Consider the following 18,152-nt stretch of genomic DNA (forward strand, 5'->3'; position numbering starts at 1 on the left):
TCAGTTTCTGCGTCAGCATCGGTATCTGAGTCAGTAAGTGCATCAGCATCAGCGTCTGAATCAACATCAGTTTCTGCGTCAGTATCTGAATCAACATCAGTATCAGCATCAGTATCTGAGTCAGTATCAGCGTCAGCATCTGAATCAACATCAGTATCAGCGTCAGTATCTGCATCAGCGTCAGCATCAGTATCTGAATCAGCATCAGTCTCTGCATCTGCATCAGCGTCAGCATCAGTATCAGCATCTGAATCAGCAAGTGCATCAGCGTCAGCATTAGTATCAGCGTCAGTTTCTGCATCAGCATCATTATCTGAGTCAGTAAGTGCATCAGCATCTGAATCAACATCAGTTTCTGCGTCAGTCTCTGAATCAGTATCAGCATCTGAGTCAGTATCAGCGTCTGAATCAGCATCATCATCTGAATCAATTTCCGAGTCAAGTGTTGAAATTCACTCTAATGGTCCAGGTTTAGTAAATCCACCACTACCTCAAATAGATATCGAATCTGTTTCAGAATCTATTAGCCAGTCTTTATCTATTTCCGATTCCGTCTCAGCATCAGTATCAGCGTCAACATCTGAGTCAGCATCAGTATCTGAATCAGTATCAATATCTGAGTCAGTCTCAGCATCAGCGTCTGAGTCAGTATCATCATCTGAGTCAGTAAGTATCTCAGTATCTGAGTCAGTAAGTATCTCAGTATCTGAGTCAGTAAGTATGTCAGTGTCAGCCTCGGCAGCACCATCAGAGTCAATGAGTACTTCTGAATCAACTTTTGAATCGGAATCAATGTCAGTACCTGCAGCAGCTATGGCTCAAACGGCTAAATTATCTGCACTTCCAAATACTGGTGACGATAGTAACTATATTGGCCTGCTATCTGGTTTGACTCTTCTCTTTGGAACAGGACTATTTTCAAGAAGAAAACGTCGTGATGAGGATAAAGATTAAGACTCATCAGGTGCTATCTGAATCAAAAGTATTATGGTAGAACGGAAAAATATCTAGAAACTCACTCGGTCATAACGATATACTAGTAAAAACGTAAGTCCATAGGACTTACGTTTTTATGGGTATGGCTGGTGTGTCGTATATCAAAAGTGAAAGTTGCATTTTGGCACCCTCTATGGAGAACTCAATTGTGACTTCAAAAGATAATCAGATGAAGTTTTTGTAATGAGAATAGGGCGAAGGGTAGACCAAATAATTGATTATAAGTTTCACTTAGCTTGGAAGTGACGGCACTCCTAAAATGTATATAGAACGAGGTACTTAGAAATATATGATGGCACAAGTGAAACGGAATCTTAAACAGGTAGATGTGGGAAAATGAAGAGTTCACTCTAATGATTAGTCGCCCTTCGGTATGCCAAACGTCACGTAGTGGGTGTGAGAGAGCTATAGATAAACTTCTGCTTGATTGTATAAAATTTTAGAAATGGACAAATTGTCAATAGACGTCTAGAATATTAAACTAAAAAAGTGTAAAATAATAGTTAAGACGAAAATCAAAAAAATAACGTATATAAGAATAAATATGCTCAACTCAAACTAAAATGACTTGGTAATAAAGAAAAGTAAGTTACATATTTAGTAAATTGTATATGTGCCACTGAAAAAATCTAATTAGTAAAAAAATAGAAGAAATAACAAAAAGTGAGAAAAAGATGTCGGAAATGGAACAATTATATTTTAAGGTAAAGCCAATTGATGAAAGCCTTGATTTCATTTTAGAAAATAATGCCTCAGTGGCACGATTTGGGGATGGCGAATTTGATATTTTGTCTGGCCAAAATATTCCCTATCAAGATTACTCTGAAGAGTTGGCAAAAGCAATGCGGGAGATTTTAGCTTATAAGAGTGATGATCATTTTTTAGTATGTCTACCAGATGTATTTGAGAAACAGGATCGCTATAATGACTTCTGTCAACAGTTTTGGCAAAAGCATCTAAACTACAATGCAGACCTTTACCGTAGGACTTGTACAGCTCCTTGGTATGGCTCAACTTTTATCTCTCGTCCCTATATTGACCTGAATGATAAGGCACCTGCAGCAAAATCTTTTGAAAAGTTGAAGTCTCTTTGGCAAGATAAGGATTTACTGATTGTGGAAGGATTCGCTTCCCAATCTGGAGTTGGTAATGATTTATTTGCTGGTGCCCATTCAATCGAACGAATTCTTTGTCCTGCCAAGAATGCTTTTAGCAAATACGACGAGATCGCTGATGCCATTAGACAATATGGCAAAGGAAAGTTGGTACTGTTGATGCTTGGCCCAACCGCCAAAGTTTTGTCCTTCCGTCTATCTCAAGAAGGTATGCAGTTAATTGATTTAGGACATATTGATTCAGAATATGAGTGGTTTAAGATGGGGGCTACGACAAAGGTTAAAATCCCCAATAAGCATACTGCAGAATTTAATCATGATATGCCAACTGAATTTGTAAACGATGAAGAGTATAAAAATCAAATCATTTTAGATTTATCAGGGAGAATTGACATGAGTGAAAAAGTGTCTGTTATTGTACCTGTTTACAATTCAGAAAAATATTTAAAAGAATGTGTAGACAGTATTTTACGCCAGACCTATACTAATTTAGAAGTATTACTCATCAATGATGGGTCAACAGACGGTTCTGCTCGAATTTGCGAAGAATACCAAAAATGTGATAGTAGGGTCCGTGTGCATCATAAAATAAATGGTGGTGTTGGATCAGCAAGAAATGCTGCATTAGAATTGGCTACTGGGGACTATATTCTTTTTGTAGATAATGATGACTGGTTAGATGGTGATCACATTGAACAGTTGTACCTTTTGTTAAAAAAATCTGAAGCTGATATTGCCATTGCTAATTTTACTGAATTTCGTGAAGAAATAGGAAAGTACATTTTTAATGTTTTTGATGGAGATTACTTTGAAAAAACTTACACACCTGACGAGTGGTTCCAGGAAGAATACCGTAGTCAATTTCATATTAGCCAGTGTTTTACTGTTCCATGGTGTAAATTATACAAAGCAAGTTTATTTGAACACGTTGTCTATCCAGTAGAGGCTAAAGTAGAAGATGATTTTACAACTTACAAAGTCTATCTGATGGCGGACAAAATTACCTTTATGAATAAAGGCCTATATGTTCACCGTAAACGTGAGACAAGTGTGACAAGCAGTGTTGAAAGTGTCCACGTATTTCCTTTGAAGAGTATAGAGGAGCGTATTACACTCTTATCTTTGTTAGGTAAAGATATCTCAAATGAATTAACTGCTTATCGTTGGCGTTTGCAGTTGCATAAGGAAACCTTATTGGAAGCTGGTGATATTCAAGGTTATCGTGAAGTTATACAAAAACTCACGATTTTGGATAAACATAAGAAGTAATGAAAACTAGATTTTCAGTATGACGTAAAGAGTTAATGAAATAGTGTTTAGTTTATTTACGAACTCCAGCGAAATTCTCTATCAATAAAAAAGTGTATCTTTTTGAAGTCAATAAGATTTTCTATTGGGTTATCATTACTGTTTAAAAAATTGGAGAAAGTTACATAAGTATGAAAATTCATATTACAAATTTATATGGCCAATCGTCACGTAGTGTGGCACTGATTGCGCAGAACATGGTCACTGAGATTGCGAGAGATTTAGATTTTCGTGAAATTGGTATTTATACTTACCCTGTCCACACAGATTCTAGTGGTGAGTTGAGCAAGAGAATTGATGGAATGATGGCAGCAGTTGGTTCGGATGATATTGTAATTGTTCAATCACCATCCTGGAATTCCACAGAATTTGATGATTATTTTGTAACGAAGCTCAAAGTCTATCCACAGCTCAGAGTTGTAATTTTCATTCATGATATTATTCCTCTGATGTTTAAATCAAATGAATATCTGATTGATAAGACCATTGCTACTTATAATAGAGCTGACTTGCTAGTCGTTCCATCAGAGAAAATGTTGACAGAATTAAGACGTTGGGGCTTAACGACTGAAAAAGTAGTCATTCAACATATGTGGGATCACCCAACTACGATTGCTTACCAACGACCTAAATTCCAGAAGGTTATCCAATTTGCAGGATCACCCAACCGCTTCACCTTTTTAAAAGAGTGGCAATATGATATACCACTTTACCTCTATGCTGGCGAGACGGTTGAAAATTGTTCGCAAGTTATTTTTGAAGGTTGGAAAGATGATGCAGAGCTTTTGCAAACATTACCAAAACGAGGTGGATTTGGTCTTGTATGGTCGCAAAAGAGCGATGTGGATTATTATGAGTGGAATGTATCTTATAAATTAAGTACTTACCTAGCAGCTGGATTACCGGTCATTGTCCCAGATACTCTATCTAACCAAGCCATCATTAGGGATAATCATCTTGGATTAGTTGTATCATCTTTAGATGATGCAGTTGAAAAAATTTCCTCTCTGACAGAGGAAGACTACAATCACATGGTAGACAGGGTTAAAAACTATCGCGAACTCTTAATTAATGGTTACTTCACTAAAAAATTATTAATTGACAGTGTACACGGTGTTTTATCAAGCAAGTCGCTCTAAAGAGGTGAGTTGCAAAATTTAAAACTTGATTTGGAAGTTTAAAGTAAATGGAACCAATAAACAAGTTTATCATTAGAGTGATTGTTTTTAAAAGTGAGGATTAGATAATAGGCAATTGCAAGTGCCCAGGGATTGAGAACGGAAAATGAGTGAAAAAATCGTTTTCAAAAAGAGGAAATCGTAACTAGATATCAATCAAAGTAGTAAACTAGAATAGCTGTGAACTACAATGATTGATTTTCTTTTATACCATAGACGAGCAGTAAGCGTAGTAGGATAGTCGTCAAGCTAGGAAAATTCGCTATCACCTATCCACCAGTCTATTTCTTGTTTTTGCTTGTCAAATGACAGAGCCCACCTGGAATTGGCATGGTCTAGAATACTATAGTCGAATGAATTAGCTTTCAGACAGGGTACTGAGGTGCAGGTAGCTAGAACAGCCTAAAGGCTGTTCTAGGTTGGAAATAAGATTTGCGAAGCAAGTCACTTTCGCAAAGTGTGGCAAGCCGAAAGTGACGATGTATCAAAGTTAATTCAAATGACTGTATTAAAAAAAAGACGGCATTATTACGGAAGAAGTTCGATACTTTATCCTCAGTTTCAAGGGTGATGTGCAAACTTTTTCTCAAGTTGTTCGTGGTCATTGGTCAGTTGAGAGCCTACAATGATTGTAAGATGTGGTTTACCGAGAAGATAAGAACCAAACATTAGATTAACGAGCCACCTTCAATTTGAAAGCTATTCGAAAAGTTTGCCTTCATCTCCTACAAATGATGATATTCCCTATGGAGAAGTTGAGCTATCGCCGCAAACAAGGCTATATTTCTGTCCATTTGGAGGATTATTTGTCTCAATTATTTGAACATCGAGGATAAGGTGGTTGTAAAAAGGTTGATACCTAGTTTAAACCAGTTATTTACAGGTGCGAATGGAGAGAAGAGAGTTTTCATGCATGCGGACTGGGGATGGAGCGTTCGTTCGCAAACTTTAGTTGATTTATGATAAAATAGAATAATATTGTATGATTGAAATGGAGAGAATGGGTGTTTAACACAGTTTTTAGAAAAAATTCTTTAGTGAAAAAGGCTCTCATTAGTTTGTTAATCGTTTGCGTTTTTATATTCGGTCGCTACATTCCATTGCCTAATGTATCCTTAGGGGCCTATTTGGCTGATGAAAATTCTGCATTAAATCTAGGGTCTAGTGTAACAGGTGGTAGTTTATCGCAAATTGGTCTATTCTCTCTGGGGTTAGGTCCCTGGATGTATTCAATGATTTTGTTGCGACTGTTTTCGCTTGGACGACCACATCAACAAGTTTCTGCGAAGAGGCAACTAATTCGTCAAAACAGCATCATGTTAATTATTGCTGTCATTCAAGCACTAAGCTTTGCATTCAACTTATCCTATACATCAACTACTGGAGGTTTGTTAAAAGCAGTTATTGAGACTAGTCTTATCTTAATTACTGGCTCTTATGTTCTTCTTTGGCTTGGAAATCAAAATTCTGTTTATGGTCTAGGTGGTCCGAGCCTTATTGTTTTGGCTAATATGATATTATCGCAAAAGAATGTTTTTCCTGTTGCATGGAAACTGTTGCAAAATGGGAAAAATGATGCTTTTTTTGTGATTGTCATTATCTTGTGGACTTTTGTGACCTTATTTTTTCTTGTGCTTTTTGAGAAGGCAGAGTACCGTGTGCCAGTCAAGCGAGTCTCCATAAACAATAGTTTGGATGAAGATGCTTACATGCCAATTAAAGTCAATTCAGCAGGTGGTATGCCTTTGATGTATGCTTACACTTTTCTCATGTTTCCACAGTATTTAATAATGTTACTACAATATTTCGTACCTAAAGCGTCGAATTGGTCTAAATGGATAAGTTATTTTACGACAAATAGTTGGCAAGGAATTTTAATCTATGGGATGATTATTTTTGTATTAACTATCAGTTTTTCTTTTGTTAATTTAGATACGACTACGCAAGCAGAAAATTTGCGGAATAGTGGAGATTATATAGATGGGATACGGCCTGGTAAACTAACGAAAAAATATCTTTCACGCATTGTGGGATATTTAGGAACATTTAGTGGCCTTTACTTGGCAGCCATGACTTGTGTACCTTTGTTGCTAGCCCTAGGCAATAAGAATTATCAAACTGTTGCTGCTATGACAGGTGTATTCATGATGATTTCAGGAATGCTTTTGATTGTTATTGAGGAAGTCCAGACAACACGTCTGATCAGACGCTATAAGTCGCTATTTCAGTAATTTAAGGAGTGCATATGTACTATTTTATACCAGCTTGGTATCATCCCGAGCGGACCTGGTATGATAATACCAATGTCTGGTATCGTCAACACCTTGGAATGACATTTGATGATACGATTAACCAAATACGGATGTTTCAGCATGCGAATGAGAAGGCAAGTATTCTCGTCTTGAATTATATGCCGCACTTACGTTATTTTGCACATCGTTACGACTTATTAGAAGTGCCAACTTGGTCGGTTTTTGATGAAATACAGGATATTTCTACTCAAGACTGGAGGGTCATCCAGTTTAGAGATTTGAAGTGGCCTTCGGGGGTAGAATTTATCTACACACCTTTTCTTGTTGTGGCTAGAAAAAATGGTGAGCTCCTTGCTCAGATTGAGTTTGGTGCTTCGGGACAATTGTTTATTATTGATTGGTATGAAGATAGTCAACGTGTTCATCAGTATATTTTTGATGACCGTGGTTTTTTATCCAGTATTTTGTATTTCGAAAATGGTTTACCTAGTCATCAGGACTATCTTAATCCGTTAGGAAATTGGCAGATCCGTGAGTATCTGGGAGATAATCAGAGAGTTGAAGTCAATCCAAAGTATGTTCACCGTTTTAGTAAACAATCCTATGCTTGCATGACCGATTTAATTTCTGAAACATTAGCACAATATTTTAAGGAATCCACAAATGTTGAAGATACTTTAATTTTGGCATCTGATAAGCGTCATAATCAGTTGGTATTGTCACAAAAAAATCAGAAAAAAGTCATCTTATCTTTCTTTCAAAATCGTTATGATTTAACGGATATTCAAAGCTTGCAAGGGGATTTGGATTTGGTTGATTTGGTCATTACGGATAAGCTTTCAACCAAGGAAATTCTGGAAAAAAGTAATTTACCGATTGAACATATTTCTCCATTTGATACACGCTTGAGCTTGGGTAAGAGTCAGCGACTAAAAGTTTTAAATATATATTGTCTTGTTGATGGTTTAGATGACGAAATTCTAGATCAGATGATTAATGAGTGTTTGGATCAGATGCGCTTAAATGAAGCTTGCCGTTTGCAGTTAATATCTTATCAACAGAATGGTGAACAGTTGAAAACTAAACTAACTGATATTTTAGATGCACAGCGTGAAACGTATTTTCACTTATCAAAACTGGAAGAAAATCCTCTGTTTGGTATAGATGAGGAAGAAGAAGAGGAAGAACGAGTAACTTTTTCAGTATTGTATACGGAAACAGAAATTATGGAAGTTTTGGACAATGCTCGAATTATCATTGATTTATCAAAAGAACCGGATCTCTATACACAAATTGCGGGAATCAGTGCAGGTATTCCACAAATCAATGCTGTACCGACCGAATTTGTCGAGCATCAAAAAAATGGCTACCAGCTGACCGATGTGATAGATTTGGGTGAGGCACTGCGATATTATTTAACGGGCTTGGCCCACTGGAATCAAGCTTTGGTTTATTCAGTACAGAAGATTTCAGATTATACTAGTGGTCAGTGGGTGGAGAGAATGCTGACGACTTTAGAAAATACAAAACATGAGTGACAACAAAAGACATATTTTACAAGTAGGCTTTACAAATTTATATAAGGATTCAACCGTACCTGAGCAGATAGTCTGGCATTGGATCAGGCCAGAAGAAGTTACAGATTTTGTGACAACAGAATTGACACTTCGTAAAGAGAATGCTAAGCGACGCCAGAAAAAATTAGATATTTTGCAGGAAGATACGCAATTTAGCGCATTATTGCTGACAGAGAGTACGTACGACGCTAGTGTAATGGATTTGGCAGAGTTGATTGAGCCTTATGAAGTTTTTTACCCTAAAGATTTGCATCCACAGTCTACTGTATTGAAAGATTTTCTGCACATGCAGATGGCACAATTAGTAGATGTAACTGATAAAAGTGCTTTGATGCGAGATTTTAAAAAATACCTTTTTTCTGGACAGTACGGAGCCAAGCTACCAGTCGTAGATTTGGCAATATCCGAGGAATTTTTTGGGGAATTCTGTTACGAGGGCAATCGTTATGCTGTTTTAACAGGGAATTTTCATTATTATTATCACCAAATTGCCACCTTTCGCTACAATGTATCCATTTCTAAGGATATCGCATTGAAACTCTGGTTAGAGCATGTAACCGAAGACATGAATGCTATTCAACTACACGTTCAGTTGATTCCTTCAGGTTCTTTAGGAGATATATCCCAAGAATGGATTTTTGATAATGAGGATTTAAAAGAACCAGTCGAAATCAATGTCGATCAAGATGGTGTTTTAAGTGTTTCTATATATGCAAAAGGCTATGGCACATTAAAAATTGGTCCTCTACATTATCGATTTAGCCGGGGATCTTTTGGGGAGTTTATTTTGGGTGGCCAACGCTATGCCGATGCTAGTGGCCAAGAGTTTATGACTTACTTTAATCCTGGAGACTTTAAACCTCCATTGAATGTATATTTTTCGGGATTTCGTTCAGCTGAAGGTTTCGAAGGTTACTGGATGATGAAGAGTATGGGTGCGCCTTTTCTTCTCATTTGTGATCCTCGAATCTTAGGAGGTGCTTTTTATCTTGGTAGTAAAACCTATGAAAACGCCATTGTGTCAAAAATTCAGGAAGCACTTGATTTTTTGACATTTGACAATCATCAACTGATTTTGTCTGGACTATCGATGGGGACTTTTGGTGCCTTATATTATGGTGCACAGTTGCTCCCTCACGCCATTGTTGTGGGAAAACCGCTGGTTAACTTGGGAACAATGGCTGAAAAAGAGCGTCTATCACGTCCAAATGGTTTCCCAACTTCTCTTGATTTACTCCAGAGTCAAGAAAATTCAGATAGTGTACTTGCGATTAACCATTTAAATCAACGATTTTGGAAACCATTTAAGCAGGCTGATTTTTCTCAAACGAAATTAGCATTAGCTTATATGAAAGATGATGACTATGACGGAGAGGCATTCGCTCAGATTATCCAAGAAACTAAAGAGCAGAAGGTTAAAATTATTGGTAAAGGTTGGTTGGGACGTCACAACGACAATAGTCCAGCCATTAATAACTGGTTTATTAAGCAATACCATCACATTTTAAAGCAAGACTTTGGAAGGGAGTTGTAAGCATGAGGCAACTACTTTATTGGGAAAATGGAGCTGCGGGTGCTTACCTCTACGGGAGCCGTTTGTGGAGAGAAGGCAAACGCATGATTTTTGAAAATCGATTAATGCCTGCTGGGGTAACTATTAAAAGTTGGCAATCTCAAACTAATTATCAAGCTAATCGCTTGCAACCAAGTCTTCCTTTGCTAAAACGAGGACAATTGTATTTTTTGAATATTCAAGGACAGATCTTTCCTGAAAATAGTCTCTATCTAAAAATCAGTTTTTATGACCGCTTTCAGCAGGAGTTGAGTTTTACATTTTTAAAAGATACTAATAATCAGTTCATTTATCCTGAACATGCATTTTCATATCAAATTGAACTGATTAATGCTGGTTGTCACAAGTTTATTTTTGATTCTCTGTTACTCTCTACGGACGATGAAAAGGAGTTGGTTTTTCCGCAGGATGTTCAATTTCCTATGGCTGAACGTCCCCTCAATGTCCTTTTTGTAGAAAATCCTTTTCAAGATTACAATCAGATTAACCAGTCAGTTATTGAAAAGTTAGGGAATACCCTATACATTGCGGATAAATCGGCTTATTTTCATTTTTATCTTTCAAGTGATTTTGTTTCTAGGTTACAGAAGCGATTGTTAGATATGGCGGGTGATTATTCGACTCTACGTTTTATCGGTTACGGCCCTATCGGTAATTTGGCTGCGTTATATTACTGCCAGATGTTGACAAATAGCCAAGCATATGTTACTGGTCTATTTTATGAAGCGATAGATTACGAACGTCAGTTAAATGCAAATAATGTTCGATTACAGTTTTCGGTAAAAACGTTGTTAAATCTCTTAGAAACAGATGAATCTTTTAAGTTTTATGGTAAAGAAATTACTGATAATTCAGAATTTCACTTGGTAAGTCCAACTTTCAGTATTATGCAACAATTAGAGGAGTTGTCTTTCCTAGAAAAGAATGGAGAAAATGACTAGAATAAAAGATTTTTTTACATTGGATTATTATCGCTTCAGGAAAATAAAACGGTTATTGTCATGTGTTAATGCATATAAAGATAGCTTTGAACAGATGACTGATGAAGAGTTGCAAGCAAAGACACCTGAATTTAAGCAACGACTGGCTGATGGTGAATCCTTGGATGATTTATTACCGGAAGCATTCGCTTTGGTACGCGAAGTTGATAAGCGAATCTTGGGGAAATTCCCATATGATGTTCAAGTTATGGGTGCGATTGTCCTCCATCAGGGAAATTTAGCAGAAATGAAAACTGGCGAGGGAAAGACCTTGACTGCAACAATGCCTCTTTATCTCAATGCTCTTGAGGGGAAGGGTGCGATGCTGATTACGACAAATGCCTATCTGGCTAGACGTGATGCTGAGGAAGTAACTCCCGTCTTTCATTTTCTAGGATTAACCATTAGTGCGGGCGTGGCTGATAAAGCTGATGAAAAGATGGAAGTTGATGAGAAGAAACGTATTTACAACTCAGATATTGTTTACACAACTAATAGTTCTTTGGGATTTGACTATCTGATAGACAATCTGGCGCCTACTTTAAATAAAAAGTATATGCGAGAGTTTCATTATGCTATCGTTGATGAAGCTGATGCGGTTCTATTGGATATGGCGCAAACCCCTTTGATAATTTCAGGGGCTCCACGTTTACAATCCAATTTATATGACATCACAAATACATTTATCTTGACCTTGGCTAAGGACGAAGATTACTATTTTGATAAAGAACGAAAAGAAGTTTGGCTGACTCAGCGTGGAATTGATCAAGCAGAACGTTTTTTTGCCATATCGCACTTATATGAAAATGAACGCTTTGAATTGGTGCGACATATCAATTTGGCTCTAAAGGGACATCTTTTGTATGAAAATGGGAAAGATTATTTGGTGGAAGACGGCAAAGTTCAGTTGCTTGACCAAGCTAACGGCCGATTATTAGAGTCAACCAAGCTACAGGGGGGGCAACATCAAGCTTTAGAAGCAAAAGAAGGTGTGGAAATTACACCAGAAATGCGGGCTATGGCATCAATCACTTATCAAAACCTGTTTACTCTATTTAAAAAGTTATCAGGAATGACCGGAACGGGGAAACCCGCTGAAGATGAATTTATTGATACCTACAACATGGAAGTAGTGAGTATTCCTACTAATCTTCCTGTTCAACGTCAAGATTATCCTGATCGGATTTTTACGACTTTGCCTGAAAAAGTTACGGCTATTGTACAACTTATTCGAGAGATACATGAGACAGGACAACCGATTTTACTTGTTACAGGGTCTGTTCGCACTTCGGAACTCTTTTCGGAAATATTACTTCTGGAAGGTATTCCACATAGTCTATTGAACGCATTTAATGAAGCTAAAGAAGCGCAGATGATTGCCGAAGCAGGACGAAAGAATGCTGTTACTGTTGCAACCAATATGGCGGGACGAGGAACAGATATTAAGCTGACACAAGAAGTCAGGGATTTGGGTGGTTTAGCTGTTATTGGAACCGAACGTATGGCAAATGAACGAATGGATTTGCAAATGCGTGGACGCTCTGGTCGTCAAGGAGATCCAGGATTTAGTCAATTCTTTGTCTGCTTAGAAGATGATTTGATAACTAAATATGGTGGAAAGCCTATTGAAAAATACTTTAAAAAGTATAAAGATCGTGTGGATTACGACCATCCAAAGGAATTAAGAAGGCGCAGATTCAAACGAATGGTAGCACGAAGTCAAGCTGCTAGTGAAAGTTCTGGTAAATCGTCAAGGGCTAGAACCATGGAGTTTGACCAAAGTGTTAAAATTCAGCGGAACTATGTTTATGATGAACGGAACGCCCTTCTAAACGGGAGTAGTGAAGGTTTTTCAATTGAGAAACTAATAAATGAAGCTGTGGATCATTTTATAGAAGAACATCCAAACTTAACAACATTTGAAGTGGAACGGTTTATTTTAGATTCCATTACGTATGAGAGTAATGGGTTACCAGATGCTCTTCAAGTCAGTGATAGTACTGCTGTAAAGAACTACTTGCTAAACTTGATTACTGATGAACTTGAGCGCAAAAGAGCTATTCTAAATCATGATTTTGATACCTTTCAACAAATAGCTATTTTACGAGCAATTGATGAGATGTGGGTTGAAGAGGTGGACTTTTTACAACAACTCCGCATAGTTGTCAGTGGCCGTCAATCAGCACAGCGTAATCCTATCTTTGAATATCATCGTGAAGCTCTGACTTCTTATGAAAAAATGAAAGCAGATATTAGTGATTTAAGTCTTAAATACCTCATGCTGAGCGAGGTCAATTATACTGATAAAGGCTTATTGAGCATCCAATTTATTTAATATAAGGAACATTTTATGACTGTATATAATATTAACTTAGGGATCGGATGGGCGAGTAGCGGAGTGGAATATGCACAGGCCTACCGATCTACAGTTTTTCGTAAATGCCAGATTCCTGCAAAATTCGTTTTTACGGATCTTTTCTTGCAGGATAATTTATCTGATTTGACACGAAATCTTGGTTTTTCAGACGAAGATATTATTTGGCTTTACACGCATTTTACAGATTTGAAAATTGCACCTACTACCTTCAAATTGTCTGATTTGGAAACAACAATTCCATATGAGATTACCAAGCGTGAAATATTTGGAAAAACAGTAAAATTATTTTGTGATAAGAATGATATTTTCTACACCGCTTACTTAAACAAGGAAGGTGAGGATATTGTCCACCGTGTGGAACAAGTTTCCAGAGGTAGTTTGATTCGTAAGGATTACTACTCCTATACAAAGATGTTCACCGAGTATTACACACCGCGTGATAATGCTGCTTACCTCTACCAACGTCGCTTTTTCAATGAGGATGGAACCGTTGCCTATGATGAAATCATTGATGGAAAGGATAGTGTTTTTCGTTTTAAAGACCGCATTTTATCCTCAAAGGAAGAATTCATCGCTTACTTTATGCAGACCTTAAACTTGACTTCTCAAGATATAGTGATTTTAGATCGTGCTACGGGAACAGGACAAGCTGTCTTTGCTAACGTTAAACCTGCTAAGTTGGGGGTTGTTGTCCATGCAGAGCATTATAGCTATAATGGAACGACGGATCGAGATATTCTCTGGAATAATTACTATGATTACCAGTTTACTAATGCGGACAAAGTTGATTTCTTCATTGTCGCAACAGATAAGCAAAATCAAGTTCTTTCTCAACAATTTGCCAAATATACTAATCATCGACCTAATGTTGTTACAATACCAGTTGGAAGTATTGATAAATTGCGCTACCCAACTAATATACGTAAACCATTTTCTATTGTGACTGCATCACGCCTAGCAACTGAAAAGCATGTGGATTGGCTAGTTAAGGCTATTGTTAAATTACAGGAAGCCTTTCCTCAAGTTACATTTGATATTTACGGTAAGGGTGGCGAAGAAAGTAAGATTAGTCAGATAATTAAAGACAATAAAGCAGAAAATTATGTACGTTTATGCGGGCACCAGCAGATGACGGACGTTTATCAAAATTATGAACTTTATCTATCAGGTTCAAAAAGTGAAGGGTTCGGCTTAACCTTGCTGGAAGCTATTGGAGCGGGTCTACCATTAATCGGGTTTGACGTTCCTTATGGCAATCAAACCTTTATACGTGATGGTAAAAACGGCTTTTTAATTCCTGCTTTTGAAACCAACGATGAAGCCACCATTGTGGCAAGTTTTGTTGATAAACTGACTCAATTCTTTGCAATAGAGGATAAAACTGAATTCCATAAGACATCTTATCAGTTAGCTAAGAATTACTTAACCTCTGAAGTGGAGGAAAAATGGCAAGCTCTGGTAAAGGAGATGATACATGATTAACTTATTTGACACCTACAATCAAACTAGCTGGGATTTACATTATTCATTGATTTTGGGAGGCTATCAGAATACAACTATTGTTCTTAATGACGATGGCTTTTTACCTGACGATGTAACCTCACCTTACATATATTTTACAGGATTTGATGAAGTGGATGGACAACCACTTTATTTTGATAAGGTAGTGGTACCTGAATTTTGGGAAATTACAGGAAACAATTCCCAAGGTGAGATTTTTCACTATCATAAAAAGCGAGGGCATATTCATTATTCAAAACCGACACACCAGCGCCATGTCAGGGCAGTAGATTGGTATGATGATTCAGGGCGTCTGCGCGTGACAGATTGTTACAACAAAGCTGGCTATCGGTTTGCTCAAACAACCTATAATACACAAGCTCAAGCTGTACTCACTTCCTACTTTGACAAGGATAACCAGGAAATTATTGTTGAAAATCACGGAACTGGTGATGTCATTTTGAATTGGAATGGGCAAGTACACATTTTTAAATCAAAAACTGATTTTGTTATTTTTTACCTTAAGGCAGCTGGTTACAATTTAGATCGTATTTTTTACAATTCCTTGTCCACTCCTTTCTTAGTAGCTTATTATCTTGGGGAATCTGGACAAGATGTGCTATTCTGGGAGGAAGATTTTGCGGGCTCTGTTCCAGGCAATATGTCCGCGCTTCTACAAAATCCTAATCGTCAAACCAAAATTGTGGTTCAAAAATACGAAACTTATCACAAATTGTTACCTCATTTAAGTATAACTGATCAGGAAAAAGTCGTTTTTCTGGGATTTAACTATCATTTTGTCCGTCAAAATACTAAACATAGAGAAGCGCTTCTTTTGACCAATTCGGACCAAATTGAGCAACTTGAAGAAATTGTTTCACAACTGCCAGAATGGCATTTTCATGTTGGTGCTATTACTGAAATGTCTGGGAAACTGATGGCACTTGGAAAGTATTCAAATCTTAGTCTCTATCCTAATATTTCAATGGCAAATGTTCAAAAACTTTATCGTCAATGTGATGTCTATCTGGACATCAACCAAGGAAGTGAAATTCTCAATTCTGTACGTGTCGCATTTGAAAATAATCAGATAATTTTAGCATTCTTCTCAACTTTACATAACTTAGACTTTGTGGCTCCTGAGAATCAGTTTGACCTTCAACAAGGATCCGAATTGCGGGAGTTGCTTCGCCAAATGGCACAGAATGAAGACTTGTTTGAAAAACGTTTAGGTTATCAGCGCGAATGGGCAAATGTTGAGACGGCGGAGCGCTATCGTTCGGTCATTCATTAGGAGGTTTTATGGCTAAAGAAAATCCCTTAAAAGACAGCATTTCTAGACGTATAGATGAAGAACGTCATCAAATTCCAAAGGAGAAAAAAGAGAATAAAAAATTTGATTTTCAGCTTATTCTGATTATCTCCATACTAATTGGTTTATTGCTGACTATACTACGTTTAGTCACTTATTTTTAAAATAAGTAGGAAAGAAGAATTTCTGGATTCTATTTTATTGTTAGGGAATCGGTTTCCGGTTGCCCTTTTTGTGTTTCTTGTCAAATAAAGTGGTTAGCATTCCAAGGTATTTTTTTGTCCTCAGTGTTCCTATTAGTGGAAGGGGAAGTTGTTGAAACAGAGAGAGGATTGCTACTAAGGAGCATGAAACTAATAAAATTGGCTAAGTAATAATACTTTTCAAAAACCAAATTATTCTTTGTCTGATGCCTCGATAAGTGAAAAGCTCTAGTAGAGCTTTTCAGACTGTTACATTAAAACTTAAAAGAAAAAGTAAACGAGTTCCATCTTTGGCTTAATGACGCGAATACAGTTCGCTCTATTTCCAGCCTTCAAGATCCCTCAAATAACCGAAACTAGGCTACTTTTGATTTTCATTGAATAATATAAATAAAAAAGAATAACACAGTTAGATCGGCTGGATTCCATTGATATCAGCTTGAATCTATCTGTGTTATTTTGCTAGTTTTGTATAGGCAGTTTCAGCTCAACAACAAGAATAAGGACTTGTTGACGAACTCTTTTAATCTTTGTCAATTACTTTTCCACTTCCATCCTAGGAGTAGTTGTTAACAAACAATTAGGTTCTAACAAATGCTCTACTGTTTTGTATTTCATTTGGATATTTTCAAAAATAATATATCAATATTGAAAATATACGTATAATATTTTTTAATTTAAAATCTAATAGTGAAAAAAAGACGTATTAATATGCATATTTAAAGATGCATATGTTGATCTAGGATAGATTAGATTCGAACTGAATTCATAATGAATTTTGATATAGATTCGGGTTCTTCTTCAAAATCATCGTCTATCCATTGTGTAATGATGCTTTGTATAGTTGCTACATACAAAGTGAATGCGTATTCAAATGGTAAATTGTATTCGCTGACCAAAGTATTCTCAAAATCAATAATTTCAGAATTAAGAATCAAATCCTTAATATAATCATTAATAGTAAATACAATGTTTCGTTGCACCTTACGTATTGCATCAACAATGTTTTTATTATTCTTTAAATATGACAAAAGTTCAATAACAACCTGTTCATTAAACTGAAGATCATGATTCACAATCTTGGTAATCTCATCCAGAATGATATTTGTTGCCTCTTCAATTAAACTATCCTTTGTAGAGAAATAATTATAAAAAGTTGACTTACTTATTTTGGCATCCATAATAATATCTTTAATTGAAATATTACTGGGATTATTAATTTTTATTAAATGACAGTAACTATTTATGATTTTCATTTCTGTAAAAATTGCTTTATTCATATAAATATGTACCTTTAAATTTATTTTTTTGATTGTAAGTATTTTATGTTTTTTTTCTGAAAAAATCAAAAATAATGACTCGGAATTGGAAAAAGATATTGAAAAGTCCACTTTTTTATATTTTTTTTTGGTATGCTATCCCAAAGGATGTAAAATCCTGAAGAAAAAATCAAAAAAGGGAGATTCGCCATAATGAAAAACTACGATAAGTCTCACACTCAACAGAGATTTTCTATTAAAAAGTTTAAATTTGGTGCAGCGTCAGTTTTAGTTGGACTTGCTTTTCTAGGCTTTGGAGTCAATGAGGTAAAAGCAGAAGTTAATACTGCTACTTCGTCTGATACGACTGTGACACCAGAAACGGCAGCTGACACAGCAGCGGCACCAGAAGTAGCAGCGACATCAGAAGCAGCAGCGACATCAGAAGCAGCAGCGACATCAGAAGCAGCAGCGACATCAGAAGCAGCAGCGACATCAGAAGCAGCAGCGACATCAGAAGCA

Annotated in this window: 15 protein-coding genes and 1 pseudogene; 13 read left to right on the forward strand and 3 right to left on the reverse strand. The window is 36.6% G+C overall.

Annotated features, from left to right (window positions below; all coding sequences use genetic code 11):
- Together K6V48_RS10635 and K6V48_RS10640 are read right to left on the reverse strand one after the other, a co-directional pair.
- Window positions 1–442: hypothetical protein (locus K6V48_RS10635; RefSeq protein ID WP_222369614.1), on the reverse strand; the 442-nt coding region annotated here is incomplete at its 3' end.
- A gap of 96 nt (window positions 443–538) precedes the next feature.
- Window positions 539–793, reverse strand: a complete 255-nt coding sequence (locus K6V48_RS10640; RefSeq protein ID WP_222369616.1) for a hypothetical protein — start codon at window positions 791–793, stop codon at window positions 539–541.
- Here K6V48_RS10640 and K6V48_RS10645 point away from each other — a divergent pair.
- From K6V48_RS10645 to K6V48_RS10695, 12 genes and pseudogenes are all read left to right on the forward strand, one after another.
- The gene (locus K6V48_RS10645) at window positions 793–954 is read left to right on the forward strand and encodes an LPXTG cell wall anchor domain-containing protein (protein ID WP_222369618.1); all 162 of its coding nucleotides are present in this window, start codon (window positions 793–795) and stop codon (window positions 952–954) included. The two genes, K6V48_RS10640 and K6V48_RS10645, sit on opposite strands and share 1 nt — an antisense overlap.
- Window positions 955–1,679: 725 nt before the next feature.
- Complete coding sequence (locus K6V48_RS10650; protein ID WP_261311109.1) at window positions 1,680–3,380, forward strand: SP_1767 family glycosyltransferase; 1,701 nt, start codon at window positions 1,680–1,682, stop codon at window positions 3,378–3,380.
- A gap of 170 nt (window positions 3,381–3,550) precedes the next feature.
- Window positions 3,551–4,558 carry a sugar transferase gene (locus K6V48_RS10655; RefSeq protein ID WP_105127334.1) on the forward strand — a complete coding sequence of 336 codons (1,008 nt, stop codon included), beginning with the start codon at window positions 3,551–3,553 and terminating at the stop codon, window positions 4,556–4,558.
- A 554-nt stretch (window positions 4,559–5,112) separates the two neighbouring features.
- A pseudogene (locus K6V48_RS11920) lies at window positions 5,113–5,433 on the forward strand (ISAs1 family transposase); the annotation flags it as partial.
- Window positions 5,434–5,601: 168 nt separating this feature from the next.
- On the forward strand, window positions 5,602–6,828 hold the full coding sequence (gene secY2 / locus K6V48_RS10660; RefSeq protein ID WP_222369622.1) for an accessory Sec system protein translocase subunit SecY2: 1,227 nt from the start codon (window positions 5,602–5,604) through the stop codon (window positions 6,826–6,828).
- 14 nt (window positions 6,829–6,842) lie between these two features.
- Window positions 6,843–8,387, forward strand: coding sequence for an accessory Sec system protein Asp1 (asp1, locus tag K6V48_RS10665; RefSeq protein WP_222369625.1), 1,545 nt, complete (start codon window positions 6,843–6,845; stop codon window positions 8,385–8,387).
- Window positions 8,380–9,960 (forward strand): accessory Sec system protein Asp2, encoded by a 1,581-nt coding sequence (gene asp2, locus K6V48_RS10670; RefSeq protein WP_222369627.1) that lies wholly within the window; start codon window positions 8,380–8,382, stop codon window positions 9,958–9,960. The genes asp1 and asp2 overlap by 8 nt, the downstream gene beginning before the upstream one ends.
- Before the next feature lie 2 nt (window positions 9,961–9,962).
- Window positions 9,963–10,940 (forward strand): accessory Sec system protein Asp3, encoded by a 978-nt coding sequence (gene asp3 / locus K6V48_RS10675; protein ID WP_172065514.1) that lies wholly within the window; start codon window positions 9,963–9,965, stop codon window positions 10,938–10,940.
- Window positions 10,933–13,314 carry an accessory Sec system translocase SecA2 gene (gene secA2, locus K6V48_RS10680; protein WP_222369628.1) on the forward strand — a complete coding sequence of 794 codons (2,382 nt, stop codon included), beginning with the start codon at window positions 10,933–10,935 and terminating at the stop codon, window positions 13,312–13,314. Before asp3 ends, secA2 begins: the two co-directional genes overlap by 8 nt.
- A 15-nt stretch (window positions 13,315–13,329) precedes the next feature.
- Window positions 13,330–14,838, forward strand: a complete 1,509-nt coding sequence (gene gtfA / locus K6V48_RS10685) for an accessory Sec system glycosyltransferase GtfA (protein ID WP_172018126.1) — start codon at window positions 13,330–13,332, stop codon at window positions 14,836–14,838.
- Complete coding sequence (gene gtfB / locus K6V48_RS10690) at window positions 14,831–16,150, forward strand: accessory Sec system glycosylation chaperone GtfB (RefSeq protein WP_222369629.1); 1,320 nt, start codon at window positions 14,831–14,833, stop codon at window positions 16,148–16,150. Before gtfA ends, gtfB begins: the two co-directional genes overlap by 8 nt.
- Window positions 16,151–16,158: 8 nt before the next feature.
- A complete protein-coding gene (locus tag K6V48_RS10695) occupies window positions 16,159–16,332 on the forward strand; it encodes a hypothetical protein (RefSeq protein WP_193435052.1) in 174 nt (57 codons plus the stop codon).
- Between the two features lie 788 nt (window positions 16,333–17,120).
- Here the strand turns inward: K6V48_RS10695 and K6V48_RS10700 are convergent.
- Window positions 17,121–17,651 carry a TetR/AcrR family transcriptional regulator gene (locus tag K6V48_RS10700; protein WP_222369630.1) on the reverse strand — a complete coding sequence of 177 codons (531 nt, stop codon included), beginning with the start codon at window positions 17,649–17,651 and terminating at the stop codon, window positions 17,121–17,123.
- Between the two features lie 192 nt (window positions 17,652–17,843).
- Between K6V48_RS10700 and K6V48_RS11925 the strand changes: the two genes are divergently transcribed.
- Window positions 17,844–18,152: YSIRK-type signal peptide-containing protein (locus K6V48_RS11925; protein WP_261311111.1), on the forward strand; the 309-nt coding region annotated here is incomplete at its 3' end.

The sequence above is a fragment of the Streptococcus suis genome, from assembly GCF_019794555.1.
Classification (GTDB): Bacteria; Bacillota; Bacilli; order Lactobacillales; family Streptococcaceae; genus Streptococcus; species Streptococcus suis_AB.

Bases quoted from the DNA above. Each gene is read 5' to 3' on its own strand.
- K6V48_RS10655 (WP_105127334.1), top strand. From the start codon at position 3,551: ATGAAAATTCATATTACAAATTTATATGGCCAATCGTCACGTAGTGTG.
- K6V48_RS10695 (WP_193435052.1), top strand. From the start codon at position 16,159: ATGGCTAAAGAAAATCCCTTAAAAGACAGCATTTCTAGACGTATAGAT.
- secA2 (WP_222369628.1), top strand. From the start codon at position 10,933: ATGACTAGAATAAAAGATTTTTTTACATTGGATTATTATCGCTTCAGG.
- asp1 (WP_222369625.1), top strand. From the start codon at position 6,843: ATGTACTATTTTATACCAGCTTGGTATCATCCCGAGCGGACCTGGTAT.
- K6V48_RS10700 (WP_222369630.1), bottom strand. From the start codon at position 17,651: ATGAATAAAGCAATTTTTACAGAAATGAAAATCATAAATAGTTACTGT.
- K6V48_RS10645 (WP_222369618.1), top strand. From the start codon at position 793: ATGTCAGTACCTGCAGCAGCTATGGCTCAAACGGCTAAATTATCTGCA.
- asp3 (WP_172065514.1), top strand. From the start codon at position 9,963: ATGAGGCAACTACTTTATTGGGAAAATGGAGCTGCGGGTGCTTACCTC.
- gtfB (WP_222369629.1), top strand. From the start codon at position 14,831: ATGATTAACTTATTTGACACCTACAATCAAACTAGCTGGGATTTACAT.
- gtfA (WP_172018126.1), top strand. From the start codon at position 13,330: ATGACTGTATATAATATTAACTTAGGGATCGGATGGGCGAGTAGCGGA.
- K6V48_RS10650 (WP_261311109.1), top strand. From the start codon at position 1,680: ATGGAACAATTATATTTTAAGGTAAAGCCAATTGATGAAAGCCTTGAT.
- asp2 (WP_222369627.1), top strand. From the start codon at position 8,380: ATGAGTGACAACAAAAGACATATTTTACAAGTAGGCTTTACAAATTTA.